Raw genomic sequence first — 26800 nt, 5'->3', positions numbered from 1 at the left:
TCAGAAGTCCTTGTGGAGTCGGTGGAGAAGCAGGGCGGAGTCGTGCTCGCTGAGGGAGCGCTCGGCGAGGGCTTCGAACAGTTCGTCGTGGGCCGCGGTCCTGTCACCGCCCTCGATCCACAGTCGCGTGAAGGGGATTTCCAGGTAGACCACGTCCATGGCTCCGGGTTCGGCGAACGAGATGACGTTGAACGCGCTGCTCAGTCCCACGTGCGGGCCCGCGCTGAAGGGATAGACCAGCAATGTGATGTTCGGCTGCTCCGCCATCTTCGCAAGGTGTTCCAACTGACCGCGAGCTGTATTCGCGCCGCCGGGGATGTTCCGGAGGGCGGCCTCGTAGATCACTGTCTGGAGGACGAGAGGCCGGTCGTCCGTCAGGCGCCGTTGCCGGGCGAGACGGGCCGCGACGAACTCCTTGTCCTCCGCAGGGCTGGCGGTCGGCCCGTCCGCCCTCAACGCGCTTACGTACTCCGGGGTCTGGAGAAGTCCCGGTACGAAGGCCGGCTGCCATGCCTTGATCGCGGTGGCGGCGTACTCGAGCGACACGTATTCCTGCATGTCGCCCAGGGTCGTGTAAGCGTTCCACCAGCCCTTGGCCTTGCGGCGCTCACGGTCGATCCTGGCCAACTCCATTAGGCCGCCCACTGCTTGTGGGTCGCGCACCCCGTACAACTCGCACAGCGCGCGGACGTCCGGGTCACGCATGGGGACCCAGCCGCGCTCCATCTTGGTGATCTTCGTGATGGACGAACTGAGCACCTTGGCCGCGTCCGTCTGGGTCAGCCCGGCGTCGGTTCGCAGTTTGAGAAGTTCTCCGCCCAGGCGCCGCCCCAGCACCGACGAGGTGCTGTTGCCCGACATCGGCTGACTGACGGTCACGTTCCGCTCCTCCTCGACCACGGTGCGCGGCAAGTCTCCCGCGCCCGTGTTCCGCCTTGCAACCACGTCCGGGCGAATTTTTCCAGGACTAACTTGTTTTGTACCGCCGCCGCCCCTACGTTCGGCGACGAACCGATCACGCAGCGCCGCCGTTTCGGATGCCGGTGCTGCCCGCCCCGCCCGGAGGTGAGCGACTTGGTCGCCCCCTGCAACCCGCTCCAGTACGACCGGCTCGACTGCACGCCGCTGCCGAGGAGCGTCACCGTCGCCCGGCGCCGGGCCCATCGGCTCGTGGCGGAGTGGGGTCATCCCGAACTCGCGGACGACGTCTCCCTCCTGGTCTCTGAACTCGGCGGTAACGCCGTCCTGCACGGATGCCTGCGGGACAGGCTCTTCCGCGTCGAACTGACCCTCACCGAACAGGCCGTACGTGTCTGCGTCTCCGACCCGAGGGGCGAGGTGCTTCCGGCGCCGCGAGCCGCTTCGCCGGCCGACATGTTCGGGCGCGGGCTGCTCATCGTCGGGCAGGTCGCCGACCGGTGGGGCGTGGAGCGGCTCTCCGTCGGGAAGTCCGTGTGGTGCGAACTGGACGTCACTCACCGCGCCGCTCGCCCCGACGGGCCGACGGCGCCCGACCTGCGTGGTGGAAGTTCCGTTCCGTGAGCCACCAGGCGGCTGATCGTCCCGGTCGCGGCCTGGACGTTCGAGCCTGTGGCGCGGTCGACGGCGCGGCCTGTCGCGAGACGTACGCCTACCCGCACGCTGGAGCCGCCGTGTGATCGTCGCCATCGCCGACAATCTACGTACATCACCAATATTTGAGGGAGGTGCCGCATGTCTGTGACCCAGATCGACATCGATGACGACGCCCTGGCACGTGCCATGGCTCTGTCCAACGTCAGGACTGCGAAGGAGGCGGTCAACCTCGCCTTGCGCTTCTACGCCGAGCAGCAGGATCGTGCGGCGTGCATCAGCCGTCACTTCGAGCGTGCGTGTGAGTGGGGTGTCGTCGAGGACGCCGAGCGCCTGCACCGGGCGGAGAAGCGCAGTCAGTGATTCACCTGCTTGGTCCCTACGGCCCACGTCCAGGGGGGAGGCGAGTCGCAGGTGCGAACTGCCCTGAGGCCTGTCCGTTCAATCCCCGCAGAGCCGGTCCGTGTTCGCTCCCTCGGGCAGTAGCCCGTGCTCGGCTTTGGTGAGCGGTCGGTGCACGGCGTGGCACAGCGTGGCGCGCCACTGGTCGGGGTCGAGAGAGAGTGGCAGCGATCCGACATCGGTGAAGGCTTGCGCCGTAGTGCCATGGAGATACCACCTCGAGTAGGGAACAGCGAGGTCGGCGATCTCCACGGTTGCGCCCCAGCGCCATACCCGCAGCCTCTCGCCACCGTTGGAGACCACATAGCCGTCGGGGGTGAACCCGAGGAGACCGAAGTCGTCGCCGACCGGGACCGGGGCTGCCAGGAGGTGGAAGTCCGGCAGTCGGCGGAACTCGATGCGCGAAGCGTTCTGGGACTTTACGTTGCTCATCGTGGCAAGGGTGTCGCCTGTTGTGTCGAACACCATCGTCGGCCAGGCACTGATCGCGTCCGGATCGGCTTGGAACGTGCCGAGAGAGCGTCGCTCGTCGAGATCCCACAGGCGTGTCACACCGTTCCGCCCACGCACGAGTGCCTGCGCCGGATGCCCGGGGCGAGGCAGCACGGGGACGGTCTGCGCGGCCAGCCGGGTCAGCTCAGCGCCGCGGTCCAGCGAGAGCGGTCGCCCCAGTGGGCGGCCAGTGGCCGGATCCCAGCGCGTCAGTTCTCCGGCGTAGAGCGCCAGCAGGCTTCCGTCATCGGCAGCGGCCAACGTTCCCTCGAAACTGCCCCGTACACCTGGTGGTACGGGCAGCGTGATCGTGCGTTCGGATGTGAAACGAGTAGTGGAATAGACAGTCAGGGAGTTCCCCATGCGGGTAACCAGACGACGGCCGTCAGAGGTGAACGTCATCTGTTCCGTCTGGCATGCCGCCAACAGGTCCCTCTGCACGCGAGCCGGAGGTGTGGAGACTGTGCCTTTGGAGGTGTCGAGCAACTTGAACGTTCCATTCAGCTCGTCGGCCAGCACCCGGAATCGTCCGCCACCACCGAGGAGCGCTCTCGACGTGAACGTCGGCACCGGATAGCGGACGGGCCGCGCCGGCCGGGGCACGGTGAACCGCAGTAGCTCCTTGCTCTTCAAGACGTGGACCGACAGGCTGCCGTCCTCGCGCGGATTCACGACATAACTGGCCCCTTTGAGGACATCGTGCGTCGGGGTGTTGCCCCAGGAGACCAAACCGGTCCGCAGATCGACCACCTTGACGGTCGACAGATCCGCGGAACTCGAAGCGCTGACCTCTTCGACGAGGGCGTAGCGGCCGGTGGCGTCCAGCAACTGACTTCCACAGTTGGTGCTCGCGAACGTACGCAGGGGAGCGCCGTCGCTCGTGGAACGGATGCGCAGCCGCTGGTTGGAGTTGCAGTCGACCAGGACCTGCCCGTGCAGCCCGACAGCTTCGGGTGCGTCGACGCCGAACGACCGGATCTCGGCACCGGTACGCAGGTCGACCCGCACGTAACTGTTGGCCTCCTTTCCTTCGCGGAAGATCAATACGCTGTCGGGCTGCGCGCCGAAATCCACCTCGTAGTAGGAACTGTGGCTCAGGGTGTGGCCTGAGACCCGGTGTCCGTCGGCGGTGTCCCACAGACCCAGTTGGTCGCGCTCGACCGTCCCGCCGCGGTTCTGTCCACCGAACAGGGCGGCCAGTCGGGAGCCGTCCGGGGAGAAGGCGATGTCACGGAGGTTCTTTTCCTGGTTCCAGCCGGCGGGAACAGGCAGTCGGAGCGGACTGTCGGGGCGTTTCACGTCCCACACCGTGAGACCCAGAAGGTCGTCCAGCAGAGCTACCCGCCGGCCGTCGGGACTGACCTTTACCAGCGGCTCGTGCTCGGTGATCGACCGAGTCCGCGTGAACGCGCGGATCTTCACGTGCCCTTGCAGATCGGTGAGGAGGGATGCCACCCCACGCTGGTCGACGATCACAGCCGACCTGCCGTCCGGTGTAGCGGTGAGCAAGAGCGCGTGGTCGATGCCGAGTTCGTCGATCGCATCCACGCCGTGCAGTCGCGTGTACAGCTTGAAAAGCGCGCCGTACGCCTCAGGCTGGGTCTTGTCGGTGTGCCACGCGGACAACGCGAGCAGGGCCGCGGTGCCCGGAGCGGCATCGGCCTGGCGTTGGGCATCCTGACCGAGCAGCCGGGCGGCTTGGGCGTGAAGCTGTCGCGTGACCTCCTGGGTCCGGGTGTATGTGAGGCCGGCCAGGGTCGCGGCAACCAGGGCAAGTGTCGCGATACCGGTGGTGACGAGGCGTCCACGCCGTGTCCGGCGGTTGCGCAGTGCCAGGCTGGCTTCGATGTACGCATGCTCGTCAGAAGTGATGTCCTGCGGTCGCTGCTTGCTCCACTGCAATGCCTCGGTCAGCACGGGGTCCTGCAGCAGGGCGCCGCTACCGTGGTCGAACTGCTCCCACTGACGCCGGTTCTGCCGCAGCCGTTCTTGCCAGTCTCGGAACCCCCGGTCAGCGACCAGCCACTCCCGCAGCCGGCCCCAGCTGTCGACGAGCGCGTTGTGTGCCAGGTCCGCGATCTCCGTGCCGTCCACGGCCCGGGTCGTCACCAGCAGTTTGCGGTCGGCCAGCCGTGGCACCAGACGTCGCTGGTCTTCGTCGAGCTCGTCGACGCGTACCGCCCGACGCGTGAATCCCCCTTCCTCCTCCGGCCGTGCGAGCTGGACGAACAGGCGTCGTGCGGGCTCGCGCTCCGAGGGGCGCAGGTCCCGGCCGTACACCTCCTCCGCGTAGTAGGCGACGGCGCCCACGACCCCGTCGAAGCCGTCGTACGCCTCGTGGGTGAGCACCCCGCCGCGGCGCCGGTCCCACAACCGGGTAAGAGCGAACTCCACCATCGGGAGCCGGCCGGGGCCTTCGCCGGCGTCGTCCAGAATCCTTTCCACGAGACCGGGCTCGTGGACGATCCCTGGAGTGACCGCCAATGGTGCGGTGATCGCTGTCCGCAGTTGCTCCCGTCCCATCGGCGCAAGGAAGATGACGCCCTCGTCCAGCGAGTGCTGGTTGTGTTGAGTGAGCATGCGGTCGAGCGACCCGGAGCGTACGGTGAGCAGCGCCCGTACCGGCGTGGACGGCGACGGATCGATCGCCAGCGCGGAGATCAGGCCCAGCAGTTCTCTGGCCGCTTCATGGTCTGCGGTGACGATCTCTTCGAACTGGTCGGCGAAGAGCAGGAGACCACGCGGATGCCGCTGGGCGAGTCTTGCGGTGACCTCGGCGTAGCGCCCCTCCGCCAGGTGCCGAGTCAGGTCCCGGTTGCGGAGTTCACCCTTCAGTACCGGCGTCAGCGCGCCCGCCACCATTTGTTCCGGGCTCAGCCCGGGGATCGGGCGGAAGTCCGCCATCCCCCAGCCTGCTCGGCTCAACCGCGGCAGCAGCCCAGCTCGCACAAGGGAGGACTTGCCACTGCCCGACGGCCCGGCCAGAACGCTGACGGGCTGCCGGGCGGTCAGTCTCTCCAGACGGCCGATGGCTTCGTCCTGGCCGCAGAAGACCTCTTCGTCCTGTGCGGTGAAGGAGTTCAGACCCCGGTAGGGCGAGGACGGCAGGGCGTGCTCGGCCAGTTCGGGCCAGGCCCGCAGAATCGCGGACGTGGGAAGAAGGTAGCTGGTGTTCACGCCGCTGCCGAGGCCCGCTGCCACCGCCATCCCGACGACCCCGCCGAGATCGGTGTCCCAGACGGGGCAACCACTGAAGCCGCGCTCCACAGCCGGTCCCGTTTCACTCTGCATCTGCACCCAGCCGGCACCCTGGAGGGCTCGCAGCCTGCCGGCGACCCACACGCCGTGGTCGCTTCCCGACGGGAAGCCGAACACACGCACCGCGTGATCCCACAGCTCGTGGGCCTCCACCAGCCAGGGCACCGCCGTTCGGGACGGTGGCGCCTCCAACCGGAGGAGCGCGAGGTCTCCAGTGTCGTCGGCGAGCACCGGCCGCCAGCCCACCACAGTGGCGGACCCGGCGCCCGGGACACCTCTTGGTGGTGGCTCCGGCAGCGTTGAGCCCAGAAGAGGGAAGTCGAGTTCCACCCGGCCCGGCGGTGGATCGGACGAACGGGGGTCGGTTCCCAGAGCCTGTGCCACCACATGGGCACAGGTGCACACCAGATCAGGGGCGACGAGGAATCCCCCACCCATTACGGGGCCATCCGTGTGCCGGATCCGGACTACGGCGCCGAACAGGGCGGACACCCCGGCGGCTACGCCAGTCACCGCTCGGACGGGCGGTTCCATTCCACCACGACGGAGAAGTTCGCCTCAGCGGCGGTACGGGCCACCACCACGCCGGCGTCGGCGGAGAACTTGATCCCGAACTCCAGCTTGATGCTGTCCGGGGGAGCAACACCGCCTCGCAAATGGTCGACGATCGCCTGCATCCCGGGTCGTATCGGCGCCAAGGCGTCCTGGAGGGTGCGGCTCACGGCATCGGCGGCGTCCTGCGCACGTCCAGCGCGAGTCCAGCCGTTCTCGTCGCGCATATCGACCTCGATGCGGAGATCCTCCCCGCTGTCGAGCGGAACACTGACGACTTGCGGCATCGCTTCTCCACCCCCGGCATCGTGGTGCTGCGCCGTCGATCGTAATCATCAGCGAACAGGGAGGACAGAACATTGCTCCTGGCTCACTCAATTCCGGCCACGCCCACGTCGCCGGACGGCCATGGCGAACCGTGCCTGGGGCGAGTCGTCGTTCTCGCGTACGTTCGAGGGGCCGGGCCGCATGCTGTCCGCCGCCACCGCCGCCCACCACGGGCTGACGGTCCTCCACGACGATGCCGACTACCGTGCCATCGCCCGGCACGCACCCGACCTGACCGAGCACAACGTCCACGACATCGCCTAAGATCCGGGGCCATGGCCCTGACCGTGAGTGATGTGGACCGGTTCGAGGCGTTCAGGCCGCGTCTGGAGGCCCTCGCCTACCGCCTGCTCGGCTCCGCGAGTGAGGCGGAGGACGCCGTGCAGGACACGTTCCTTCGCTGGCAGGCCGCCGACGTCGGCGGCATCGACGTTCCCGAGGCGTGGCTGACGAAGGTGCTCACCAACCTGTGCCTCAACCAGCTCACCTCGGCCCGCGCGCGGCGCGAGACCTACGTGGGCCAGTGGCTCCCGGAGCCGCTGCTGGCCGGCGACCCCATGCTCGGCCCGGCCGAAACCGCCGAGCAGCGCGAATCGGTTTCGTACGCGGTTCTGACCTTGCTGGAGCGCCTCACCCCGGGCGAGCGGGCGGTGTACGTGCTGAGGGAGGCCTTCGGCTACCCGCACCGGGAGATCGCCCGGATCCTCGACATCACCGAGGCCGCCAGCCAGCAGATCCTGCACCGTGCCAAGAAGCACGTCGCGGACGGCAGGTCCCGCACCGAGATCGACGAGGCCGCCGCCCGGAGGATCGTCGGCGAGTTCCTCGCGGCCGCCACCAGCGGCCGGACCGAGCCGCTCGTGCGGCTGCTCACCGAGGACGCCGTCTCGATCGGCGACGGTGGCGGCAAGGTCCCGGCCCGCGCCAAGGCGTTCGAAGGTGCCCTCGCGGTCGCGAAGTTCATGCGGGGCCTGTTCAAACCCGGTAAGGCCAAGCGCGCCCTGGTCGGCGGTTCACCCGAGGTCTACGCCACGACCGCCAACGGCGGTCCGGCCGTCGTGGCGGTCCTCGACGGCCGGGTCGTCGGCGTGATGTGCCTGGAGGTCACCGCCGAGGGCATCGCCGCGTTCCGCAACCAGGCCAACCCCGACAAGCTCGGACGCGCGACCCGGTGGTGGGCGGCCACCGGCCACGGTGAACCCCTGTTCAACGCCTTCTGAATTGATGTGAGGTGCTTCACATCGCGTTCCTGTCAGGAAACGGCGGGCCGCCCGGTTCAAGTGGCGACCCCGATCGGACAGGAGCAACGACATGCAGCACCGCATCATCGTTCTCGGAGCCGGATACACCGGAGCCATCACGGCCGGCCGTCTCGCCAGGCGGCTGCACCGCGACGACGTCTCCATCACCCTCGTCAACGCCGAGCCCGACTTCGTCGAGCGCGTGCGGATGCACCAGCTCGCGGTCGGCCGGCGCCTGAGGCCCCGGCCCTTCAGCGAGATGTTCGCGGGCACCGGCGTCGAGTTGAGGCTCGCGAGGGTCGCCGGCGTCGACGTCGACCGCAGGACCGTCGCCGTCGTCGAAGCGGACGGTGCTGCCGGGGAGCTGGAGTACGACACCCTCGTGTACGCCCTCGGCAGCGGCTGGAACGACCAGGGCGTCCCCGGCACCACCGAGCACGCCCACGAGATCGCCGGTCGCCCCGGAGCGCTCCGGCTGCGCGAGCGCCTGGCGGGCCTGGAGCCCGGACAGCCCGTGGTCGTGGTCGGCGGCGGCCTCACCGGCGTGGAGGCCGCGACCGAGATCGCCGGGGCCCGCCCGGACCTCGACGTCGCCCTCGCCGCCCGCGGCGGCCTCGGTGACTGGCTCTCGCCCGGAGGCCGCCGGCACCTGCGAAAGGTCTTCGGCAAGCTCCGCATCACCGTGCACGAGGACACCGCCGTGACCGGGGTCGAGGCCGACCGCGTCGCCACGGCCGACGGCGGGTACCTGCCGTCGGCGATCACCGTGTGGACCGCGGGCTTCGCCGTTCACCCGGTCGCGAAGGCCACCACCCTGGAGGTCACCGGTACGGGCCAAATCGTGGTGGACGGGACGATGCGCTCGGTCTCGCATCCGGACGTGTACGCCGTCGGCGACGCGGCCATGGCGACGGGTCCCGGCGACAAGCCGCTGCGGATGTCGTGCGCCTCGGGCATCCCCACCGCGTGGCAGGCGGCCGACGCCATCGCGGCCCGCCTGACCGGCGGGAAGCTCCCCAACGTGCCGCTCCGGTACTTCAACCAGTGCGTCTCGCTGGGCCGAGGGCACGGCCTGATCCAGTACGTCACCGCCGACGACCGTGCCGTCCGGGCGGTCCTGACGGGACGGCTCGCCGCCGTCTACAAGGAACTGATCTGCAAGGGCGCGGCCTGGGCCGTCGCCAACCCGATGGCGGGGCTGCCGTCCAGGCGCCGCCGCGCCGTACCGGAGCCGGCCCGGGCGGGCTCGGTGTTCAGGGCGTCGGCCTGACCCCGCGCAGTGGAGCGGGCGCCCTCGTACCGAGGACGCCCGCTTTGGTGCCGGTGATTTCGCTCAGCTCACGTTGACCGCGGTCCAGGCCGCCGCCACCGCGTTGTACTCCGTGCTGCCGGCGCCGTAGAGGTCCTTGGCGGCGTTCAGGGTCGCCGTCCTCGCGCCGGCGTACTTCGTGGAGGACGTCATGTAGACCGTCAGGGCCCGGTACCAGATCTGGCCGAGCTTGTCGCGGCCGATGCCCGTCACCGAGGAGTTGTCGCAGGTGGGGGAGTCGTAGGCGACGCCGTTCACGGTCCTGGCGCCGCTGCCCTCGGCGAGCAGGTAGGCGAAGTGGTTGGCGACGCCCGAGGAGTAGTGGACGTCGAGGTTGCCCACCGAACTGCTCCAGCAGTCGGCCGAACTGCCGTCCTTGGAGGGCTTGTCCATGTAGCGCAGGGCCGACTTGCCGAAGCCGGAGCGGACGATCTTCTCGCCGATCAGGTAGTCACCGGGGTCGGCGGGATTGTTCGCGTACCACTCCACCAGCGTGCCCAGGATGTCGGAGGTGGCCTCGTTCAGGCCGCCGGACTCGCCCGAGTACGTCAGTGCCGCCGTCTTCGACGTCACGCCGTGGCTCATCTCGTGGCCGGCCACGTCGAGGGCGACCAGCGGGCCGAACGTGGTGCCGTCACCGTCGCCGTACGTCATGCAGAAGCAACTGTCGTCCCAGAAGGCGTTGTTGTAGTTGCTGCCGTAGTGGACGCGGTTGTACGAGCCCTTGCCGTCGCCCGCGATGCCGTTGCGGCCGTGGACGTATCTGTAGTAGTCCCAGGTCTCGTTGGTGCCGTACTGCGCGTCGACCGCCGCCGACGCGCGGTCCGCGGTGGTGCCCGTGCCCCAGTGGTTGTCGGCGTCCGTGAACAGCGTGGCGGGGGCGCGCTGGAAGCAGATGCCGAAGATGCACAGGTCGGTCTTGTTCTCCGCGTCGCCCGTGTACGTGTTGCCCCGCGTCGGGTCCTTGAGCTGGTACGTCGAGCCCGACAGCGTGGTCTCCAGCGGCACCGTTCCGCTGTAGAGCGACTGCCCGTCGCCCGCCGCCGTCTCGATGCTGTCCCAGGCGTCGATCTGCGCGCCCGTGCGGGCGTCGGTGAGGACCGTACGGGCCACCGGGTTGCCGAGCGAGTCCAGCCCGACCGCGTTGGTGCGCCAGGCCAGGCGCGGGGTGCCGTGCAGGGCGTCGACGATCAACTCGGGCTTGGCCTTGACCCGTTGCAGCTTCGTGCCCAGGTTCCGCGCGCGCAGCGCGTTCACCGCGAGGTCGGCCGCCTTCGGGGCGGTGAGCTCGGGCGTGGTGCTCGGCAGGGACACCGTGCCCTTCGAGGCCCGATCGGCGCCGCGGTAGTCGCCGTCCGGAGTAAGGTGGACGATGAAGTCACCACCCAGTACGGGCAGTTGGTGGTACATGCGGTCGTAACGGACGTGCTGTGCGCCGTCCTTGTCGACGATCACGTCCCGGACGGTGGTGGCCTCGGCGGAGGTGAGGCCCAGGGCTGTGGAGTGGTGGGCGAGCGCCGACTCGGCGTGGTGGATCGCGGTGGTTCGGGTGGGTCTGCCCTCCGCGTGTGCGGCGGGGGAGAGGGCGGCGGCCAGCAGGGTGGCGGTGGTGGCGGCCACACCGGCCGTGGCAAGGCGGGAACCTCGGATGTGCCGTGTCCGACTCATCGGTCTCCTTGAGCGCGGGCGCCCTGGGGGCGCGCGGGGGTGCGCTGGCGTTGCTGAGATTTAAGTGCTCATGACATGTCATGTCCATAGCGCCTCGGGTGGGGGTGAGGGGAGAGAGAATCGTTTCCGTGACGACTTCGACCGCTCCGACGCCGCCGTCCGCACCGCTCCCGTTCTTCGTCTACGGCACCCTGCGCCCGGGCGAGGGCAACCACGGCCTGCTCCTGCGCGGCCGCACCCGCTCCGAGGAGCCCGCCCGGCTGTCCGGCGCGGTGCTCTACGAGGGACCCGGCTACCCGTACGCCGTGGAGGAGCCGGGCGGGCTGGTGCGGGGAGACCTGGTCGCCGCACGGCCGGAGGAGTACGGCGAGGTGCTCACCGCGCTGGACCGGCTGGAGGAGTACGTGGCCGGCGACCCGCACAGCCTCTACGAGCGCGTCGAGCGCGATGTGGTCCGCGAGAGCGACGGAGCGGTCGTGCGCGCCTGGGTCTACGTCGCCGGACCGTCCGTCACCCGATGGCTGCGCGCCGAGGGCGTGCGCATCGCGGGCGGCGACTGGCACACACGGAACCCGGTCTGACGGGCGGTGAGGCGAGCGGCTGCCCGCCTTGTGACGGGCCGGTCCGGGGCGGGCTGACACCCGCTCGGCCCGGCCGGGGAGGGCCGTCGCGGGCGAGGGTCAGGAGACCTCAGCGGGGCTCAGCGGGTGTCGACGGGGGTCGCCGGACGGCGCTCGGCGTCGGCCAGTGCCCGGGCCACACCGTGCTCCGTGCGGCCCAGGAACTTCGGGTCCGGCTGGAACACCGCCTCCAGGGCCGCCTTGCCCGACGCGAACACCTCGCGGGTGCCGCCGTAGTACCAGGTGGCGTCGTGCTTGGCGTCGACGCCGACACCGTAGGAGTCGATGCCCGCCGCGTCGCACAGGGCGACCGCGCGCCGGACGTGGAAACCCTGGGTGACCAGGACCGCCCGGTCCACGCCGAAGATCTTCTTCGCGCGGACGCAGGAGCTCCAGGTGTCGAAGCCGGCGTAGTCGCTCACGATCCGGATGCCGGGCACGCCCCGCTTGGTCAGGTAGGCGCGCATCGCGTCCGGTTCGTCGTAGTCCTCGCGGCTGTTGTCGCCGGTCACCAGGATCACCTTGACGCGGCCCTCGTGGTACAGCTTCGCCGCCGCGTCCAGCCGGTGCGCGAGGTACGGCGACGGCCCCCCTTCCCACAGGCCCGCGCCGAAGACGACGGCGACGTCGGTGCGCGGCGCGTCGGCCGTGGTGCGCAGCCGGTCTCCGGCCGTGACGTGGATCCAGGTCGCCGGGAGCAGTGCCAGTACGCACCCGGCCATCACCACCTGCGTCAGCAGCCGCCGTCCGGCGCGGGTGCGTGGCAGGCGCGGACGGGTCCACGGCACTCGGCGCGGCGAGCGCGGCTCATGCGTCAGGCGCATCGTTCGATTCCCTCCCCAGGTGCCTCCACGGCCCCCGAACAGCAAGGACGCACCCCACCACGCCCCGGTTCACTCCCCGGCCCCCATTCTCACGCCGACGATCACGAACCGGAGCCCGGGGGGTCCGACACGCGCCCGCCCCGGCCTGCCCACTGCGGTGTGGGAAGGGGGTTTGATCCGGTGTGGTTCGGTGGGGAGTCGTGGTCGTCGCCCGCCGTCGGCGGATGCGCGTGCTGTGGAGGGTGACATCCCCGATGTCCTTGGGTGCGCTTACTGTCGAAGGATGGAAGGGATCGCATCCGAGGCAGCGCGGTCGCGTGGGCACGCCCACCGGTCGTCCGGGAACCATGTGCCGCCGGCCGGTTACGAGGCGTCGGCCGTCGAGCGGTGGGCCGCCGAGCCGGACAAGCGGCCGGGGCGTACGGCCTTCCAGCGCGACCGCGCGCGCGTGCTGCACTCCGCCGCCCTCAGACGGCTGGCCGGCAAGACCCAGGTGGTCACGCCGGGCACGTTCCCCCAAGTTCTCGGCTTCGCTCGAACAGGGGGGACCCCCATCCAGGCCTGGGACGCCAGTCCCCGTACCCGGCTCACCCACTCGCTCGAATGCGCCCAGGTCGGCCGCGAACTGGGCGCGGCCCTCGGCTGCGACCCCGACCTGGTGGAGGCGGCCTGCCTCTCCCACGACCTGGGCCACCCGCCCTTCGGGCACAACGGCGAACAGGCGCTGAACGAGTTCGCGCGGGACTGCGGCGGCTTCGAGGGCAACGCCCAGTCCCTGCGCCTGCTCACCCGCATCGAACCCAAGCGGTTCGTCGCCGACGCCGAGACGGACGAACTCGTCAGCGTCGGCCTCAACCTCACCCGAGCCGCCCTCGACGCGGCCACCAAGTACCCCTGGCCGCGCGGCGAGCACCCCACCGACCCGGCCTCGCCCAAGTTCGGCGTCTACGAGGACGACCGGCCGGTCTTCGACTGGGTGCGCAAGGACGCGCCCGGCACCCGCACCTGCTTCGAGGCCCAGGTCATGGACTGGGCGGACGACGTGGCGTACTCGGTGCACGACGTGGAGGACGGACTGCACGCCGGCCACATCGACCCCGGCTGCCTGCACGCCGAACCCGAGCGGCAGGCGGTCTTCGCGGTCGCCGTCGGCCGCTACGTCCCCGCCGACACCGACCCGGAGGAACTCGCCGAGGCCCTCGACCGGCTCCTGGAGCAGGAGTGGTGGCCGCACGGCTACGACGGCTCGGCCGTCGCCCAGGCCCGCCTGAAGGACGCCACCAGCCAGCTCATCGGCCGCTTCTGCCTGGCCGCCGAGGGCGCCACCCGGGAGAGCTACGGAAGCGGGCGCCTCAAGCGGTACGGCGCCGAGCTCGTCGTCCCCAGGACCACCCGAATGGAGTGCGCGGTCCTCAAGGCCGTCGCCGACCGTTACGTCATGCAGCGCGCCGAGCAGGAGCGGCTGCGCGCCGACCAGCGGATCGTGGTCGCCGAGCTGGCCGAGGCGCTGACCGCCCGCGCCCCCCACGGCCTGGACCCCCAGTTCCGTGCCCTGTTCGACCAGGCCGCCGACGACCGCGCCCGCAAGCGCGTGCTCGTCGACCAGATCGCCTCCCTCACCGACGCCTCGGCCCGTTCGCTTCACGCGCGCCTGAGAGGACCCGCATGACAGGGGGAGCGCACGGATGGCATTGACAGCGCGTTTACGGACAGCCGTGGTACCGGTGGGACGCGAGTGAACCCAGGGACCCCGACCGGCTCCCCAGGTGACCCTCCGTGGCCTGATCGGGCCACTCCCTCTTCCCGCACCACGCTCCGTGCGGGACGCTCCCATGTGGCGGCACCCTTACGAGGAGGCATCAAGTGGTCGACGCGGATCAGACATTCGTCATCGTCGGAGGAGGGCTGGCCGGCGCGAAGGCGGCCGAGACCCTGCGCGCGGAGGGCTTCAGCGGCCGCGTGATCCTCGTGTGCGACGAGCGCGACCACCCCTACGAGCGGCCGCCGCTGTCCAAGGGCTACCTGCTCGGCAAGGAGGAGCGCGACAGCGTCTTCGTGCACGAGCCCGCCTGGTACGCGCGGAACGACATCGAGCTGCACCTCGGCCAGACCGTCGTCGCGATCGACCGCGCCGCGAAGACCGTCCACTACGGGGACGACGGCACCCACGTGCGCTACGACAAGCTGCTGCTGGCCACCGGCGCCGAGCCGCGCCGCCTGGACATCCCCGGCACCGACCTCGCCGGCGTCCACCACCTGCGCCGCCTCGCCCACGCCGAGCGCCTGAAGCACGTGCTGACCCACCTCGGCCGGGACAACGGCCACCTCGTCATCGCGGGTGGCGGCTGGATCGGCCTGGAGGTCGCGGCGGCGGCCCGCGAGTACGGCGCGGAGGTCACCGTCGTCCAGACGGCCGCCACCCCGCTGCACAGCGCGCTCGGCCCCGAGCTCGGCCAGCTCTTCGCCGATCTGCACCGCGAGCACGGCGTCCGCTTCCACTTCGGCGCCCGGCTGACCGAGATCGTCGGGCAGGACGGCATGGTGCTCGCCGTGCGGACCGACGACGGCGAGGAGCACCCCTGCCACGACGTGCTCGCGGCGATCGGCGCCGCGCCGCGTGTCGCGCTGGCGGAGTCGGCGGGCCTGGAGCTGGCCGACCGCGCCCACGGCGGCGGCATCAAGGTCGACGAGCGGCTGCGCACGTCCGACCCGGACATCTACGCGGCCGGCGACGTGGCCGCCTTCCCGCACGGGGTGTTCGACACCCGGCTGCGGGTGGAGCACTGGGCCAACGCGCTGAACGGCGGCCCGGCCGCGGCCCGCGCGATGCTCGGCCAGGAGGTCCTCTACGACCGCGTGCCCTACTTCTTCACCGACCAGTACGACCTCGGCATGGAGTACAGCGGCTGGGCGCCCCCCGGCTCCTACGACGAGGTGGTGATCCGCGGGGACGCCGGAAAGCGTGAGTTCATCGCGTTCTGGGTGAAGGAGGGCCGCGTCCTGGCCGGGATGAACGTCAACGTGTGGGACGTCACGGACCCGATCCAGCACCTGATCCGCACGAGGGCGCGGGTGGACACGGAGGCGCTCGCGGACCCGCACGTGCCGCTGGAGAGCCTGACCTCATAGGGGGTGACCCTCGCCGGACCACCGTGCCGCAATTCCCCGGGGGGCGACCCCCGGACCCCGCCGGGGGTGGGGCGGCTCGCCTCTGGACCGGCGGCGGACCACCGTAGACTTCTGGCGTGGCAGGACGGATCAACGACGAGGACGTGAAGGCGGTACGGGACGCGGTCCCGATCGACGCCGTGGTGTCCGAGTATCTCCAGCTGCGGAACGCGGGCGGGGGCAACCTCAAGGGCCTGTGCCCGTTCCACGACGAGAAGTCGCCGTCCTTCCAGGTCAGCCCGAGCAAGGGACTCTTCCACTGCTTCGGCTGCCAGGAGGGCGGCGACACTCTCACGTTCGTGATGAAGATCGACCACCTCTCCTTCTCGGAGGCGGTCGAGCGGCTGGCCGCCCAGGCCGGCATCACCCTGCGCTACGAGGAGGGCGGATACAACCCCGCCCACCAGCGCGGCGAGCGCATCCGCCTGGTGGAGGCGCACAAGCTGGCCGCCGACTGGTACGCCGAACAGCTCGCGCACTCCGCCGAGGCCGAGACCGGCCGGGTCTTCCTCGCCGAACGCGGCTTCGACCAGGGCGCAGCCCTCCATTTCGGCGTCGGCTACAGCCCCCAGGGCTGGGACCACCTCGCCCGCTTTCTGCGCGGCAAGGGCTTCACCGACAAGGAGCTGATCCTCTCCGGGCTCGCCCAGGAGGGCCGCCGCGGTCCCATCGACCGCTTCCGGGGCCGGCTGATGTGGCCGATCCGCGACATCGGCGGCGACGTGGTCGGCTTCGGCGCGCGCAAGCTGTACGAGGCGGACAACGGACCGAAGTACCTCAACACCCCCGACACCGCGATCTACAAGAAGTCCCAGGTGCTCTACGGGATCGACCTGGCGAAGAAGGAGATCGCGAAGACCTCCCGGGCGGTGGTGGTCGAGGGCTACACCGACGTCATGGCCTGCCACCTGGCCGGCGTGCCGATCGCCATCGCCACCTGCGGCACGGCGTTCGGCGGCGACCACATCAAGATCCTGCGCCGGCTGCTGATGGACAACGGATCGGCGCGGGTGATCTTCACCTTCGACGGTGACGCGGCCGGACAGAAGGCGGCCCTGCGGGCCTTCGAGGACGACCAGAAGTTCGCCGCCGAGACCTACATCGCCATCGCCCCGGACGGCATGGACCCCTGCGACCTGCGCCTGGCCAAGGGCGACGAGGCGGTCGCCGACCTGGTCGAACCGCGCACCCCGCTCTTCGAGTTCGCGCTGCGCCAGATCGTGGCCCGCTACGACCTCGACACCCCGGCCGGCCGCGCCTCCGCCCTGGACGAGGCCGCGCCGGTCGTGGCCCGGATCAAGAACAGCGGCGCCCAGCACGAGGTCGCGGTGCAGCTCGCCGGACTGCTCGGCATCCTCGACACCCAGTTCGTGGTCAAGCGGGTGGCCCAGCTGGCCCGCTGGGCACGCGAACGCGGCGGCCGCGGCCCCGCCCCCGACCAGCGGCAGCGGGGCCCGCAGCAGCAGTACGCGCCGACGAGTCCCGCGCCCCGCGGCCCGGCGCTCAATCTGCGCAACCCGGTCTTCGCCACCGAACGCGAACTGCTCAAACTCGCCCTGCAACGCCCGGAGCTGGTCTCCCCGGCCTTCGACGCCTACGGCGTGGACGAGTTCACCGCCCCGCCGTACGCCGCCGTACGCCAGGCGGTCCTGGACGCGGGCGGCGCCGAGAACGGCGTCGGCGACCCGCAGGAGTACCTGGCCCGGGTCCGCGAGGCCGCCCCGGACGACGCGGTCCGCGCGATGGTCACCGAGCTGGCGGTGGAGGCGATCCTGCTCCGCCGGGCGGTCGACGAGGCCTACGCGGGCGCCCAGCTGGTGACGGTCCGCCGCCGCGCGGTCGAACGCCACATCCGCGACCTCCAGAGCACGGTCGCCCGCCTGGGCACCGGCGGCGACCCCGCCCAGCTCGCCTCGACCCAGAACGAGCTGTGGGTCCTCCAGCAGTACGACCAGGCTCTGCGCGAACGCGGCGTGGCAGCGCTGTGAGCGCGCGCCGGTCCGCCGGGCGGTCTGCGTAACCGGCCGGTCACGCACCGGACTCAAAAAGTCTTCGCACGCCCCTCGTGGCGGTGATGTGTCGTACCCCACACTGGGTCCGGTTGCCTGAGTCCTCGGAGCGCGGCCGCTCCGCCCCTCACGGGTGACGCATCCCCGCGGCTGTGCTTCTCGCGTACGGGACGGACGGTGGCGAGGCGCCGCCGACTCCGCCCCTCTCGTACCGCTGCCGCACGCCTCAGCAGCGATCATCCTGGAGGTCGCCCCCGTGCAGACCCAGACCCTCACCCAGACCGACATACCCGCCGGACCGGGCGGTGCCGGACCGGTCCCGGAGGCGGACGCGGAGGCCGCGCCCGAGCTTCCCGAACCGGTTCCCGTCCGCACCGAGAGCGGCGGCCCCTCCTCCGACCTGTTCCGCCAGTACCTGCGGGAGATCGGCCGGATCCCGCTGCTCACCGCCGCCGAGGAGGTCGAGCTGGCCCGGCGCGTGGAGGCCGGCCTGTTCGCGGAGGAGAAGCTGACCACCAGCCCGGACCTGGACAGCCGGCTCGCCCTGGACCTGGACCGGATCGTCGTGCTGGGCCGGATGGCCAAGCGCCGCCTCATCGAGGCCAACCTGCGGCTCGTGGTGTCCGTGGCGAAGCGGTACGTCGGCCGGGGGCTCACCATGCTCGACCTCGTGCAGGAGGGCAACCTCGGGCTCATCCGGGCCGTGGAGAAGTTCGACTACGCCCGCGGCTACAAGTTCTCCACCTACGCCACCTGGTGGATCCGCCAGGCCATGTCCCGCGCCCTGGCCGACCAGGCCCGCACCATCCGCGTGCCCGTGCACGTCGTCGAACTCATCAACCGGGTCGTCCGGGTGCAGCGGCGGATGCTCCAGGAGCGGGGCTACGAGCCGGCCCACGAGGAGGTCGCAGCCCTCCTCGACCTGCCGCCCGAGCGGGTGAGCGAGGTCCTGCGGCTCGCCCAGGAGCCGGTCTCCCTGCACGCCCCGGTCGGCGAGGAGGACGAGGTCGCCCTCGGTGACCTGATCGAGGACGGCGACGCCGCCTCGCCCGTGGAGTCGGCGGCGTTCCTGCTGCTGCGCGAGCACCTGGAGGCCGTGCTGTCCACGCTGGGGGAGCGCGAGCGCAAGGTCGTGCAGTTGCGGTACGGGCTCGTCGACGGGCGCCCGCGCACGCTGGAGGAGATAGGGCGCCTCTTCGGCGTGACCCGGGAGCGGATCCGCCAGATCGAGTCCAAGACCCTCAACAAGCTGCGCGACCACGCCTTCGCCGACCAGCTCCGCGGCTACCTTGACTAACCTGGGGCCTGTCCGGCGGATCCTGCCGCGGACGCGGGGGCCGGCACGCCCGTCTGCGGCGTTGTCGTCGGTTGCCGACGCTCCGCGTCGACGCCCTCCTCCGCCTTGCAGCCGGACGCACCGGCCCCCGCTCACCCGAGTCGATCAGAGACCGTGGGTTTTCTGCGACCTGATCCGCCGGACAGGCCCCAGGCCGCTCCCCTCGGCGAGCGGCCCCCGGTACGACGCGTCGCCGGTCAGTCGACCTCGGCGACCGCCTGCGCGAACTGCGCCTTGTAGAGGCGGGCGTACGCCCCCTCGGCCGCCAGCAGCTCGTCGTGGGCGCCCTGTTCGACGATGGAACCGTTCTCCATGACGAGGATCGTGTCCGCGTCCCGGATCGTGGAGAGCCGGTGCGCGATGACGAACGACGTCCTGCCGTGCTGGAGTTTGGCCATCGCCTTCTGGATCAGCACCTCGGTACGGGTGTCGACCGAGCTGGTCGCCTCGTCCAGGACGAGGATCACCGGGTCGGACAGGAACGCCCGCGCGATGGTGATGAGCTGCTTCTCACCGGCGCTCACCCCGGAGCCCTCGTCGTCGATCACGGTGTCGTAGCCGTCGGGCAGCGTCCGCACGAACCGGTCCGCGTGCGCGGCCCGCGCCGCCTCCTCGATCTCGCCGCGGGTGACCTCGCGGGAGGCGCCGTAGGCGATGTTCTCCGCGATGGTGCCGCCGAACAGCCAGGTGTCCTGGAGCACCATGCCGATCCCGGACCGCAGTTCGTCCCGCGACATCTTCCCGATGTCGATGCCGTCGAGCGTGATGCGCCCGCCGGTGACGTCGTAGAACCGCATGAGCAGGTTGACCAACGTGGTCTTGCCCGCGCCGGTCGGGCCGACGATCGCGACCTTGTGACCCGGCTCCACCGTCAGCGACAGGTCCTCGATGAGCGGCTTCTCGGGGTCGTAGCGGAACGACACGTGCTCCAGCGCGACCCGTCCGCGCAGCTCCTCCGGCCGTACGCCCGGCACCGGGTCCGCCGTCTGCTCCTCGGCGTCCAGCAGTTCGAAGACACGCTCGGCCGACGCGACGCCGGACTGCACCAGGTTGGCCATCGAGGCCACCTGGGTCAGCGGCATCGAGAACTGCCGCGAGTACTGGATGAAGGCCTGCACGTCACCGATGGACAGCGTGCCCGAGGCGACCCGGAGACCGCCGACGACGGCCACCAGCACGTAGTTGATGTTCGACACGAACATCATCAGCGGCTGCATGACACCGCTGTTGAACTGCGCCTTGAACCCGGCCTCGTACAGCGCGTCGTTCTGCTCGGCGAACTGCTTCGCCGACTCCTCCTGCCGCCCGAACACCTTCACCAGGGTGTGCCCGGTGTACATCTCCTCGATGTGCGCGTTGAGCCGGCCCGTCGAGCGCCACTGCTGCACGAAGTGCGGCTGCGACCGCTTGCCCACGCGTGTGGCGACGACGAACGACAGCGGCACGGTCACCAGCGCGACCAGCGCGAGGATCCAGGAGACGTAGAACATCATGACGAGCACGCCGATGATGGTCAGCAACGAGTTGATGAGCTGGCCCATCGACTGGTTGAGCGTCTGACCGATGTTGTCGATGTCGTTGGTGGCGCGGGAGAGCACCTCGCCGCGCTGGCGCTTGTCGAAGTACGACAGCGGCAGCCGCGACAGCTTCGTCTGCACGTCCTCGCGCATCCGGAACACGGTGCGGTTCACCGACCGGTTCACCAGCCGCGTCGCCACGCCCATCAGCAGGCCGGCCACCAGGAACGTGCTCAGCGCGAGCAGCAGCACCTCGCCGACGGCACCGAAGTCGATGCCCTTGCCGGGGGTGAAGTCGGTGCTCCTCAGCATGTCGGCGATCGCGCCCTGGCCGCGCTCCCGCATGGAGGCGAGCACCTCGCCCTTGGTCGCCCCGGCCGGCATCTGCCGGCCGACGATCCCCGCGAAGACCAGGTCGGTGGCCTTGCCGAGGATCTTCGGCCCGATCACGCTGAGCGTGACGCTCACGACCACGCACAGCACCAGGGCGGCGACGGTGGCCCGTTCGGGCTTGAACTGGGCGATGAGCCGTTTGCCCGACTCCTTGAAGTTCAGCGAGCGGTTGTCGGGCCCGGACCCGCCCATCATGCGCCCCATCGGCCCGGCCATCAGGCTGCCTCCGCTTCCGTGAGCTGGGAGAGCACGATCTCCCGGTAGGTCTCGTTGTCCGCCATCAGCTCGTGGTGGCGGCCGGTGCCGACGACCCGTCCCTCGTCCAGGACGACGATCCGGTCGGCATCGCGGATGGTGGCCACGCGCTGGGCGACGATGACGACGGTCGCCTCGGCGGTCTCGCGCCCCAGCGCCGCCCGCAGGGCCGCGTCGGTGGCGTAGTCGAGGGCCGAGAAGGAGTCGTCGAAGAGGTAGATCTCCGGGCGCTGCACCAGGGTGCGGGCGATGGCCAGACGCTGGCGCTGGCCGCCGGAGACGTTCGTGCCGCCCTGGGAGATCGGCGCGTCCAGGCCGCCCTCGAGACCGCCGACGAAGTCCTTGGCCTGCGCCACCTTCAGCGCGTGCCACAGCTCCTCGTCGGTGGCGTCCGGGTTGCCGTAGCGCAGGTTGGTCGCGACGGTGCCGGCGAACAGGTACGGCTTCTGCGGGACCAGGCCGACCGTCCTGGCGAGCAGCTCCGGACCCACGGTGCGTACGTCCACGCCGTCGACGAGGACCTCTCCGTCGGTCGCGTCGAACAGCCGGGGCACCAGTCCGAGCAGGGTGGACTTGCCGCTGCCGGTCGAGCCGATGACGGCGGTCACCTCGCCGGGGCGGGCGACCAGGTCGACGGCCCGCAGGACGGGCTCCTCGGCCCCCGGATAGCGGAAGCCCGCGCCGCGGATCTCCAGATGGCCGTGGCGGCGCAGCTCGGTCACGGGCGCGACGGGCGGGACGACGCTGGACTCGGTGTCCAGAACCTCCTGGATGCGCTCGGCGCACACCTCGGCGCGCGGCACCATCATGAACATGAAGGTCGCCATCATCACGGACATCACGATCTGCATCAGATAGGCGAGGAACGCGGTCAGGTCGCCGATCTGCATCCCGCCGCTGTCGATGCGGTGGGCGCCGAACCACACCACGGCGATGGACGACACGTTCACCACCGTCATCACCATCGGGAACATCAGCGCGAGCAGCCGGCCGGTGGCCAGCGACATCTCCGTCAGGTCGGCGTTGGCCCCGCGGAAGCGGTCCTTCTCGTACTCGTCGCGGACGAAGGCGCGGATCACGCGGTTGCCGGTGATCTGCTCGCGCAGCACCCGGTTCACCACGTCCAGGCGCTTCTGCATGGACCGGAACAGCGGACGCAGCCTGCGCACGATCAGGGTCACGCAGATGCCGAGCACGGGGACGACGGCGACCAGCACCGCGGACAGCGGCACGTCCAGGCCGAGGGCCAGGACGACACCGCCCACACACATGATGGGCGCCGACACCATCAGGGTGAACGTCATCAGGACCAGCATCTGGACCTGCTGCACGTCGTTCGTCGTCCGGGTGATGAGGGAGGGCGCCCCGAAGTTGCCGACCTCGCGGGCCGAGAAGGACTGCACACGGTCGAAGACGGCCGCCCGTACGTCCCGGCCGAGCGCCGAGGCGGTGCGGGCGCCGAAGTAGACGGCACCGATGTTGCACACGACCTGTGCAAGGGAGATGCCGATCATCACGGCGCCGAAGGTCAGGATGTAACCGGTGTCACCCTTCACCACACCGTTGTCGATGATGTGGGCGTTCAGCGTGGGCAGGTAGAGCGTGGCGCAGGTCTGCAGGAACTGCAGCAGCACCAGGAGGGCTATGGGTTTCTTGTAGGGCCTCAGATGGGTCCGCAGGAGTCGTATGAGCACGCTGGGTCTCTCGCAGTCGGCGGTGGGGGCGGTCGGTGTCCCCTGGCACCTATCGTCGAACACTCCACCCGCGTTACCTCAACCGATTAATCCGCCCGTGGGTCAATGGCCGAGTCCTGGTCGGCCCTTGACCCCGCGTCCCGCGATCCGTCGCACGAGTGAACCGTTATGTCCCAAACGTCCCCGTGTGGATGGTTATTGCGACCCCCACGGCCAGTCCTTATGTCTGATAAGTCCTAAAAACTCTGCGGGGTCAAAAGGGGCCGCGGGGCAGGGTGTCACCCCGCGAAGGCCCCCGGGTGAACCTGCTCACGTACCGACACGTACTGCTGGCGCACCGCCTGGCCCACCGCCAGATCCTCGCCGGGCTCCAGGACCTGGGCCACCGCGCCCTGCCAGGCCGGCGGGGTGCGTGGATCGAGGGTGCCCTGCGAGGCGCCGAGCGCCCAGGCGGCCTGCCGGGCGGCGCCGAGCGCGGCGTAGTCGGCCGGCTGCGGCACGACGACCTGCGCGCCGAACACCGCCGGAGCGACGGCCTGTACGGCGGGCAGCTCGGCGGCGGGACCGAGCAGGAAGACCCGGCGCACCTCCACGCCCCGCCCGCGCAGCACGTCGAGCGCGTCCGCGAGCCCGCACAGCATGCCCTCGAACGCGGCCCGCGCCACATGCTCCGGCTTCATCGACTCCCGCCGGAGCCCGGCGAGCATCCCGGCCGTGTGCGGCAGGCTGGGCGTCCGCTCGCCCTCCAGATAGGGCAGCAGCACGAGTCCGTGCGAGCCCGGCGTCGACTTCATCGCCAGGTCCGACAGGCCCTCCAGGTCGGGCATGCCCAGCAGTTCGGCGGTGCCGCGCAGCGCCCGCACCGCGTTCAGCGTGGTCACGACCGGCAGGTGCATGCCGGTGGCGTCGGCCAGCGAGGTGATCATCCCTGTCGGGTCGACGAGCGCCTCGGGGTGAACGGCCATCACCGAACCGGAGGCGCCGAGGGAGACGACCGCGTCGCCCAGACCCAGCCCGAGGCCGAAGGCGGCGGCCATGGTCTCCCCGGTCCCCGCCGAGATCAGCAGCCCCTCGGGGGTGGTGCCGGCCGCCTCGGCGGGACCGATCACCTCGGGCAGCGCGGCCTGCCGGCCGAGCGCCAGCTCGACCAGGTCGGGCCGGTAGGTGCCGGTGGCGGCCGACCAGTAGCCGGTGCCGGAGGCGCCGCCGCGGTCGGTGGTGCTCCGCATCGGCCGTCCCAGCAACTGCCACACCAGCCAGTCGTGCGCCTGGAGCAGGAGCGCGGTGCGGCCGGCCGCCTCGGGCTCGTTCTTCGCGAACCAGCGCAGCTTGGTCACCGGCAGCGGGGCCTGTGGCACGCAGCCGACCGACTGCGCCCAGATCTCGCGGCCGCCGAGCGCGTCGATCAGGTCGGCCGCCGCGACCTGCGCCCGCCGGTCGCCGCCGACCATCGCGGGCCGCACCGTCGCGCCCTGGGCGTCGATCGGGACCAGCGCGTTCTGCTGCGCGGAGACGCCGATCGCCTGCACGCCCTCCAGGAGCCCGCCGCCCGCCGCCTCCCCCAGGGACAGCAGCCAGGCCTGCGGATCGACGTCGGCGGAACGTCCGCCGCCCTCCGGCGTCTCCACCGGATGCTGCGCGTATCCCTGCCTGAGTACGGACCCCGTGTCCGCGTCGCATACGACGATACGAGTGAAATCGGGCGAACTGTCCAACCCGGCGACTATCCCCATGGCTAAAATTCTGCCGTACCGCCGCCCTTGCTCGGGCCGCGGCCGCCCCGGCACCGCAGGGGACGCGCGCGCGGTGCCGCCGGGGCGGTCCGGTCACGTGTTGCTGGTGCCCCAGTCGTCCTCGCGGCTGCCGTTGGAGTGGGCGCGCAGCGAGCGCACCCGCTGGGCGACCGACTCGGGAATGCGGTCGCCGACCTTCTCGCTGACCGTGTGATAGGCCCGGTCCGCGAACTGCCGGCCCTGCTGCGCCGCGGTCTCGGCGGTGTTGCGCACGGCGGGGTTCTGGGCGATCCGGCCCGCGGACTTCTTCAGCTGCTCGTAGCGTTCACGTCCGGCCCTCGTGCCCAGCACGTAACCCACGGCGATCCCTGCGATGAACGTGAGCCGGTAACGCATGGCGGCCACCCTTCCCTTGCCTAGAGGTCACAGCCGGGGAGAACCGATTGGCGGAGCACCCCCCTGCTTGCGCTAATGTATGTGTCGCAGCGAGCGCGCGCCCCCTGGCGAATACCCGGGTAGGTGCGTTCGATGCAACGAGGCATTCCTCCGTAGCTCAATTGGCAGAGCAGCCGGCTGTTAACCGGCAGGTTACTGGTTCGAGTCCAGTCGGGGGAGCTCGGTCCTCCGTAGCTCAATTGGCAGAGCAGCCGGCTGTTAACCGGCAGGTTACTGGTTCGAGTCCAGTCGGGGGAGCAGCTGAACGAGGACCCTCCGGGGTCCTTTTTCATGTCCGGTTTCATGCCCCTGGGGAACCGCCGCGGCGTCGGTGAAGTCCTCAAGGTCGTGAACGGCCGCGGAAGACGACCATCCGAAGCAGGAGATCGTATGAGCGGCTATGCTGCGGCAGACGGCGCGCACACTTGTACGCGACGCGCCGCAACGGGGCGGTAGCTCAGCCGGTTAGAGCAGCGGACTCATAATCCGTCGGCCGTGGGTTCGAGTCCCACCCGCCCCACCAGGCGCTACCCGCGCAGAATCGATGTGACCAGCGGTTACGCCGGTCATTCCCAGCCAGTCTGTGGCCCCCGGAAGTGGATCCGGGGGCCTTCGGCGCGTGTTGGCCCGTTTTGCACTCGGCCGGAGCAACGGCCGCCGCGGACGGGCTACTGACGGGCCGCTCAGGAACGGTCGTCGGCGGGGTCGGCGGTCTCCGGCAGATCGTCGCGGTCGCCCTCGGCCTGGGAAGGGGTCGGGTACGGCGTGTCCGGCGGTCCTGCGGCGCGCTGCGTGCCCTCGTCGTCGCGTTCGCCCTCGGCCTGGGAAGGGGTGTGCTCTCTCATGGTGGTGACTCCTGCGGAGGGGTGACTCCTGCGGACGGGGCTGGTGACTCGTCCACGTTCCGGGTACCCCGGTGGCCGGTCCGTCACCGTTCCTGCGGGGTGTCGGGATCGACTTCGCGCGGCGGGGTGTCCGGGCCGTCCTCGCACGGCGGGGTGTCGGTGTCCGGGCCGGGGCCGGTGTGCCGGGCGAGCGCGGCGCGCAGGGCCGTGCGGATCTCCTGGGGCGGCGCGGGGCCGTCGTCACGGGCGCCGGCGATGATCGCGGCGGCCACCGCGTGCAGCTTGGTGTTGGAGCGCTGGGAGGCATCCCTGAGGATGTCCCAGGCATGCTCCGCGGTGCACGCGTGGGTGGCCATCAGGACGCCGCGGGCCTGGTCGATCACCGGGCGGGACGACAAGGCCCGGCGGAGCTGATCGACCTCCGTCTGAAGCTGGAGCAGCCGTTCCGTCCGTTCCAGGGCCACCGCCGAGGTGCCCTCGGGCGCCTCCGGATCCGCGCCGACCGGCGGCCGCGGCGCGTCCGCGCTGTCCAGGCCGGTCAGCTCCAGGACGCGGCGCGGCTGCCCCGTCCAGCCGGACGCGGTCACCCGGACCGGCGGGCGCCGGCCGCGGTCGTCGAGGGTGTCCAGGAGTTCCAGTCCGGCGGTGTCCATGAACGTCACCCCGGACATGTCCAGGTCGACCCGGCCGATGTCCGGCGGCAGCTCGGCCAGCGCCTGGACCAGGGCCTCCGCGCAGCCGTGGACCAGCTCCCCGCGCGCGGTGAGCGACGCCCGGGCGGCCACCGGGTCCGTGCGGACGTCGACGGTGAGCGTGCCGTTCGGGGTGCTCCGCCGACGTACGTGGGTTCGTGGTGCCGTTGCGGCCATCTCCCGCCTCGTCCGTTCTCGTCCGTCCTCGTCCGTCCTCGCGCGTCCTCGCGACGTCGCGTTCCCCGTCCCCGCCGGGACGCATGCCGCGGCGCTCGGGAGCCACGGATCCCCGGCGGTGCTGCCCTCCGCCTGCCCGCTCCCCGTGGGACTACACACGCCCGGGAACGGGCCTTCCCGGGCGCACGGGCCCGTGTGCCCGGGCGGACGGGAGCGGCCCGCTCCACCGGAGCCGGACCGAGTCACGAGCCGCGCCCACGGATCCACTGGCCTTGCCGGGA

General features: G+C 70.7%; 19 protein-coding genes, 3 tRNA genes and 2 pseudogenes. 13 read left to right on the top strand and 11 right to left on the bottom strand.

Translation table 11 applies throughout. The features are described from left to right. Positions 1 to 879 carry a helix-turn-helix transcriptional regulator gene (locus ACIP4X_RS03275; RefSeq protein WP_358729454.1) on the bottom strand — a complete coding sequence of 293 codons (879 nt, stop codon included), beginning with the start codon at positions 877 to 879 and terminating at the stop codon, positions 1 to 3. Positions 880 to 1065: 186 nt separating this feature from the next. Here ACIP4X_RS03275 and ACIP4X_RS03270 point away from each other — a divergent pair, with 186 nt between their 5' ends. Both ACIP4X_RS03270 and ACIP4X_RS03265 read left to right on the top strand, forming a co-directional pair. Continuing rightward, positions 1066 to 1542, top strand: coding sequence for an ATP-binding protein (locus ACIP4X_RS03270; protein ID WP_391453145.1), 477 nt, complete (start codon positions 1066 to 1068; stop codon positions 1540 to 1542). 171 nt (positions 1543 to 1713) lie between these two features. After that, positions 1714 to 1935: a type II toxin-antitoxin system VapB family antitoxin gene (locus ACIP4X_RS03265; RefSeq protein ID WP_391453147.1), complete on the top strand. Its 222-nt coding sequence runs from the start codon at positions 1714 to 1716 to the stop codon at positions 1933 to 1935. Positions 1936 to 2013: 78 nt separating this feature from the next. On the opposite strand, the gene ACIP4X_RS03260 is transcribed toward ACIP4X_RS03265, so the two are convergent. Both ACIP4X_RS03260 and ACIP4X_RS03255 read right to left on the bottom strand, forming a co-directional pair. After that, complete coding sequence (locus ACIP4X_RS03260) at positions 2014 to 6162, bottom strand: trypsin-like peptidase domain-containing protein (protein ID WP_401346372.1); 4149 nt, start codon at positions 6160 to 6162, stop codon at positions 2014 to 2016. Positions 6163 to 6233: 71 nt separating this feature from the next. Beyond that, positions 6234 to 6563: a CU044_2847 family protein gene (locus tag ACIP4X_RS03255; protein ID WP_358729458.1), complete on the bottom strand. Its 330-nt coding sequence runs from the start codon at positions 6561 to 6563 to the stop codon at positions 6234 to 6236. Between the two features lie 181 nt (positions 6564 to 6744). Here ACIP4X_RS03255 and ACIP4X_RS03250 point away from each other — a divergent pair. From ACIP4X_RS03250 to ACIP4X_RS03240, 3 genes and pseudogenes are all read left to right on the top strand, one after another. Continuing rightward, positions 6745 to 6867 (top strand): annotated as a pseudogene (locus ACIP4X_RS03250) (VapC toxin family PIN domain ribonuclease); the annotation flags it as partial. Positions 6868 to 6878: 11 nt separating this feature from the next. Beyond that, on the top strand, positions 6879 to 7823 hold the full coding sequence (sigJ, locus tag ACIP4X_RS03245; RefSeq protein WP_391453151.1) for an RNA polymerase sigma factor SigJ: 945 nt from the start codon (positions 6879 to 6881) through the stop codon (positions 7821 to 7823). Between the two features lie 91 nt (positions 7824 to 7914). Next, positions 7915 to 9114: an NAD(P)/FAD-dependent oxidoreductase gene (locus tag ACIP4X_RS03240; protein ID WP_401346369.1), complete on the top strand. Its 1200-nt coding sequence runs from the start codon at positions 7915 to 7917 to the stop codon at positions 9112 to 9114. A 63-nt stretch (positions 9115 to 9177) separates the two neighbouring features. On the opposite strand, the gene ACIP4X_RS03235 is transcribed toward ACIP4X_RS03240, so the two are convergent. Continuing rightward, a complete protein-coding gene (locus tag ACIP4X_RS03235; protein WP_401346366.1) occupies positions 9178 to 10821 on the bottom strand; it encodes a M4 family metallopeptidase in 1644 nt (547 codons plus the stop codon). A 128-nt stretch (positions 10822 to 10949) separates the two neighbouring features. Between ACIP4X_RS03235 and ACIP4X_RS03230 the strand changes: the two genes are divergently transcribed. Further along, a complete protein-coding gene (locus ACIP4X_RS03230) occupies positions 10950 to 11402 on the top strand; it encodes a gamma-glutamylcyclotransferase family protein (protein WP_358729462.1) in 453 nt (150 codons plus the stop codon). Positions 11403 to 11521: 119 nt separating this feature from the next. Here the strand turns inward: ACIP4X_RS03230 and ACIP4X_RS03225 are convergent, their stop codons facing one another. Further along, positions 11522 to 12265 (bottom strand): ElyC/SanA/YdcF family protein, encoded by a 744-nt coding sequence (locus ACIP4X_RS03225; RefSeq protein WP_358729463.1) that lies wholly within the window; start codon positions 12263 to 12265, stop codon positions 11522 to 11524. Positions 12266 to 12548: 283 nt separating this feature from the next. Between ACIP4X_RS03225 and ACIP4X_RS03220 the strand changes: the two genes are divergently transcribed. The 4 genes and pseudogenes from ACIP4X_RS03220 to ACIP4X_RS03205 all read left to right on the top strand — a co-directional run bounded on the left by ACIP4X_RS03220 (position 12549) and on the right by ACIP4X_RS03205 (position 18739). Beyond that, positions 12549 to 13934 (top strand): deoxyguanosinetriphosphate triphosphohydrolase, encoded by a 1386-nt coding sequence (locus tag ACIP4X_RS03220; protein ID WP_391453159.1) that lies wholly within the window; start codon positions 12549 to 12551, stop codon positions 13932 to 13934. A 194-nt stretch (positions 13935 to 14128) separates the two neighbouring features. Further along, positions 14129 to 15394, top strand: a complete 1266-nt coding sequence (locus tag ACIP4X_RS03215; protein ID WP_358729465.1) for an FAD-dependent oxidoreductase — start codon at positions 14129 to 14131, stop codon at positions 15392 to 15394. Between the two features lie 116 nt (positions 15395 to 15510). Further along, positions 15511 to 17421, top strand: coding sequence for a DNA primase (gene dnaG, locus ACIP4X_RS03210; RefSeq protein WP_358729466.1), 1911 nt, complete (start codon positions 15511 to 15513; stop codon positions 17419 to 17421). 161 nt (positions 17422 to 17582) lie between these two features. After that, positions 17583 to 18739 (top strand): annotated as a pseudogene (locus ACIP4X_RS03205) (RNA polymerase sigma factor). A gap of 236 nt (positions 18740 to 18975) precedes the next feature. Here the strand turns inward: ACIP4X_RS03205 and ACIP4X_RS03200 are convergent. The 4 genes from ACIP4X_RS03200 to ACIP4X_RS03185 all read right to left on the bottom strand — a co-directional run bounded on the left by ACIP4X_RS03200 (position 18976) and on the right by ACIP4X_RS03185 (position 24766). Then, positions 18976 to 20904: an ABC transporter ATP-binding protein gene (locus ACIP4X_RS03200; RefSeq protein ID WP_358729467.1), complete on the bottom strand. Its 1929-nt coding sequence runs from the start codon at positions 20902 to 20904 to the stop codon at positions 18976 to 18978. After that, the gene (locus ACIP4X_RS03195) at positions 20904 to 22637 is read right to left on the bottom strand and encodes an ABC transporter ATP-binding protein (RefSeq protein ID WP_358729468.1); all 1734 of its coding nucleotides are present in this window, start codon (positions 22635 to 22637) and stop codon (positions 20904 to 20906) included. Before ACIP4X_RS03195 ends, ACIP4X_RS03200 begins: the two co-directional genes overlap by 1 nt. 278 nt (positions 22638 to 22915) lie before the next feature. Then, positions 22916 to 24370: an FGGY family carbohydrate kinase gene (locus ACIP4X_RS03190; protein WP_358729469.1), complete on the bottom strand. Its 1455-nt coding sequence runs from the start codon at positions 24368 to 24370 to the stop codon at positions 22916 to 22918. A gap of 93 nt (positions 24371 to 24463) precedes the next feature. Further along, on the bottom strand, positions 24464 to 24766 hold the full coding sequence (locus ACIP4X_RS03185; RefSeq protein WP_391453165.1) for a YtxH domain-containing protein: 303 nt from the start codon (positions 24764 to 24766) through the stop codon (positions 24464 to 24466). 146 nt (positions 24767 to 24912) lie between these two features. Between ACIP4X_RS03185 and ACIP4X_RS03180 the strand changes: the two genes are divergently transcribed. From ACIP4X_RS03180 to ACIP4X_RS03170, 3 genes are all read left to right on the top strand, one after another. After that, positions 24913 to 24985: transfer RNA gene (locus ACIP4X_RS03180), tRNA-Asn, on the top strand. 5 nt (positions 24986 to 24990) lie between these two features. Then, positions 24991 to 25063: transfer RNA gene (locus tag ACIP4X_RS03175), tRNA-Asn, on the top strand. 188 nt (positions 25064 to 25251) lie between these two features. After that, positions 25252 to 25328: transfer RNA gene (locus ACIP4X_RS03170), tRNA-Ile, on the top strand. 160 nt (positions 25329 to 25488) lie between these two features. Here the strand turns inward: ACIP4X_RS03170 and ACIP4X_RS03165 are convergent. Both ACIP4X_RS03165 and ACIP4X_RS03160 read right to left on the bottom strand, forming a co-directional pair. Continuing rightward, the gene (locus tag ACIP4X_RS03165) at positions 25489 to 25650 is read right to left on the bottom strand and encodes a hypothetical protein (RefSeq protein ID WP_199836493.1); all 162 of its coding nucleotides are present in this window, start codon (positions 25648 to 25650) and stop codon (positions 25489 to 25491) included. Positions 25651 to 25733: 83 nt separating this feature from the next. Beyond that, complete coding sequence (locus ACIP4X_RS03160) at positions 25734 to 26519, bottom strand: ANTAR domain-containing protein (protein WP_358729471.1); 786 nt, start codon at positions 26517 to 26519, stop codon at positions 25734 to 25736. Positions 26520 to 26800 lie beyond the last annotated feature (281 nt).

This window comes from Streptomyces sp. NPDC088817, assembly GCF_044750345.1.
GTDB lineage: Bacteria > Actinomycetota > Actinomycetes > Streptomycetales > Streptomycetaceae > Streptomyces.
This window is presented reverse-complemented; position numbering and strand designations above follow the sequence as displayed.

What these genes read in the sequence shown, in the direction of transcription:
- ACIP4X_RS03235 (WP_401346366.1), bottom strand. Translation starts at nt 10,821, where the DNA reads ATGAGTCGGACACGGCACATCCGAGGTTCCCGCCTTGCCACGGCCGGT.
- ACIP4X_RS03190 (WP_358729469.1), bottom strand. Translation starts at nt 24,370, where the DNA reads ATGGGGATAGTCGCCGGGTTGGACAGTTCGCCCGATTTCACTCGTATC.
- ACIP4X_RS03185 (WP_391453165.1), bottom strand. Translation starts at nt 24,766, where the DNA reads ATGCGTTACCGGCTCACGTTCATCGCAGGGATCGCCGTGGGTTACGTG.
- ACIP4X_RS03255 (WP_358729458.1), bottom strand. Translation starts at nt 6,563, where the DNA reads ATGCCGCAAGTCGTCAGTGTTCCGCTCGACAGCGGGGAGGATCTCCGC.
- sigJ (WP_391453151.1), top strand. Translation starts at nt 6,879, where the DNA reads ATGGCCCTGACCGTGAGTGATGTGGACCGGTTCGAGGCGTTCAGGCCG.
- ACIP4X_RS03165 (WP_199836493.1), bottom strand. Translation starts at nt 25,650, where the DNA reads ATGAGAGAGCACACCCCTTCCCAGGCCGAGGGCGAACGCGACGACGAG.
- ACIP4X_RS03220 (WP_391453159.1), top strand. Translation starts at nt 12,549, where the DNA reads ATGGAAGGGATCGCATCCGAGGCAGCGCGGTCGCGTGGGCACGCCCAC.
- ACIP4X_RS03200 (WP_358729467.1), bottom strand. Translation starts at nt 20,904, where the DNA reads ATGGCCGGGCCGATGGGGCGCATGATGGGCGGGTCCGGGCCCGACAAC.
- ACIP4X_RS03225 (WP_358729463.1), bottom strand. Translation starts at nt 12,265, where the DNA reads ATGCGCCTGACGCATGAGCCGCGCTCGCCGCGCCGAGTGCCGTGGACC.
- ACIP4X_RS03160 (WP_358729471.1), bottom strand. Translation starts at nt 26,519, where the DNA reads ATGGCCGCAACGGCACCACGAACCCACGTACGTCGGCGGAGCACCCCG.
- ACIP4X_RS03240 (WP_401346369.1), top strand. Translation starts at nt 7,915, where the DNA reads ATGCAGCACCGCATCATCGTTCTCGGAGCCGGATACACCGGAGCCATC.
- ACIP4X_RS03265 (WP_391453147.1), top strand. Translation starts at nt 1,714, where the DNA reads ATGTCTGTGACCCAGATCGACATCGATGACGACGCCCTGGCACGTGCC.
- ACIP4X_RS03260 (WP_401346372.1), bottom strand. Translation starts at nt 6,162, where the DNA reads ATGGGTGGGGGATTCCTCGTCGCCCCTGATCTGGTGTGCACCTGTGCC.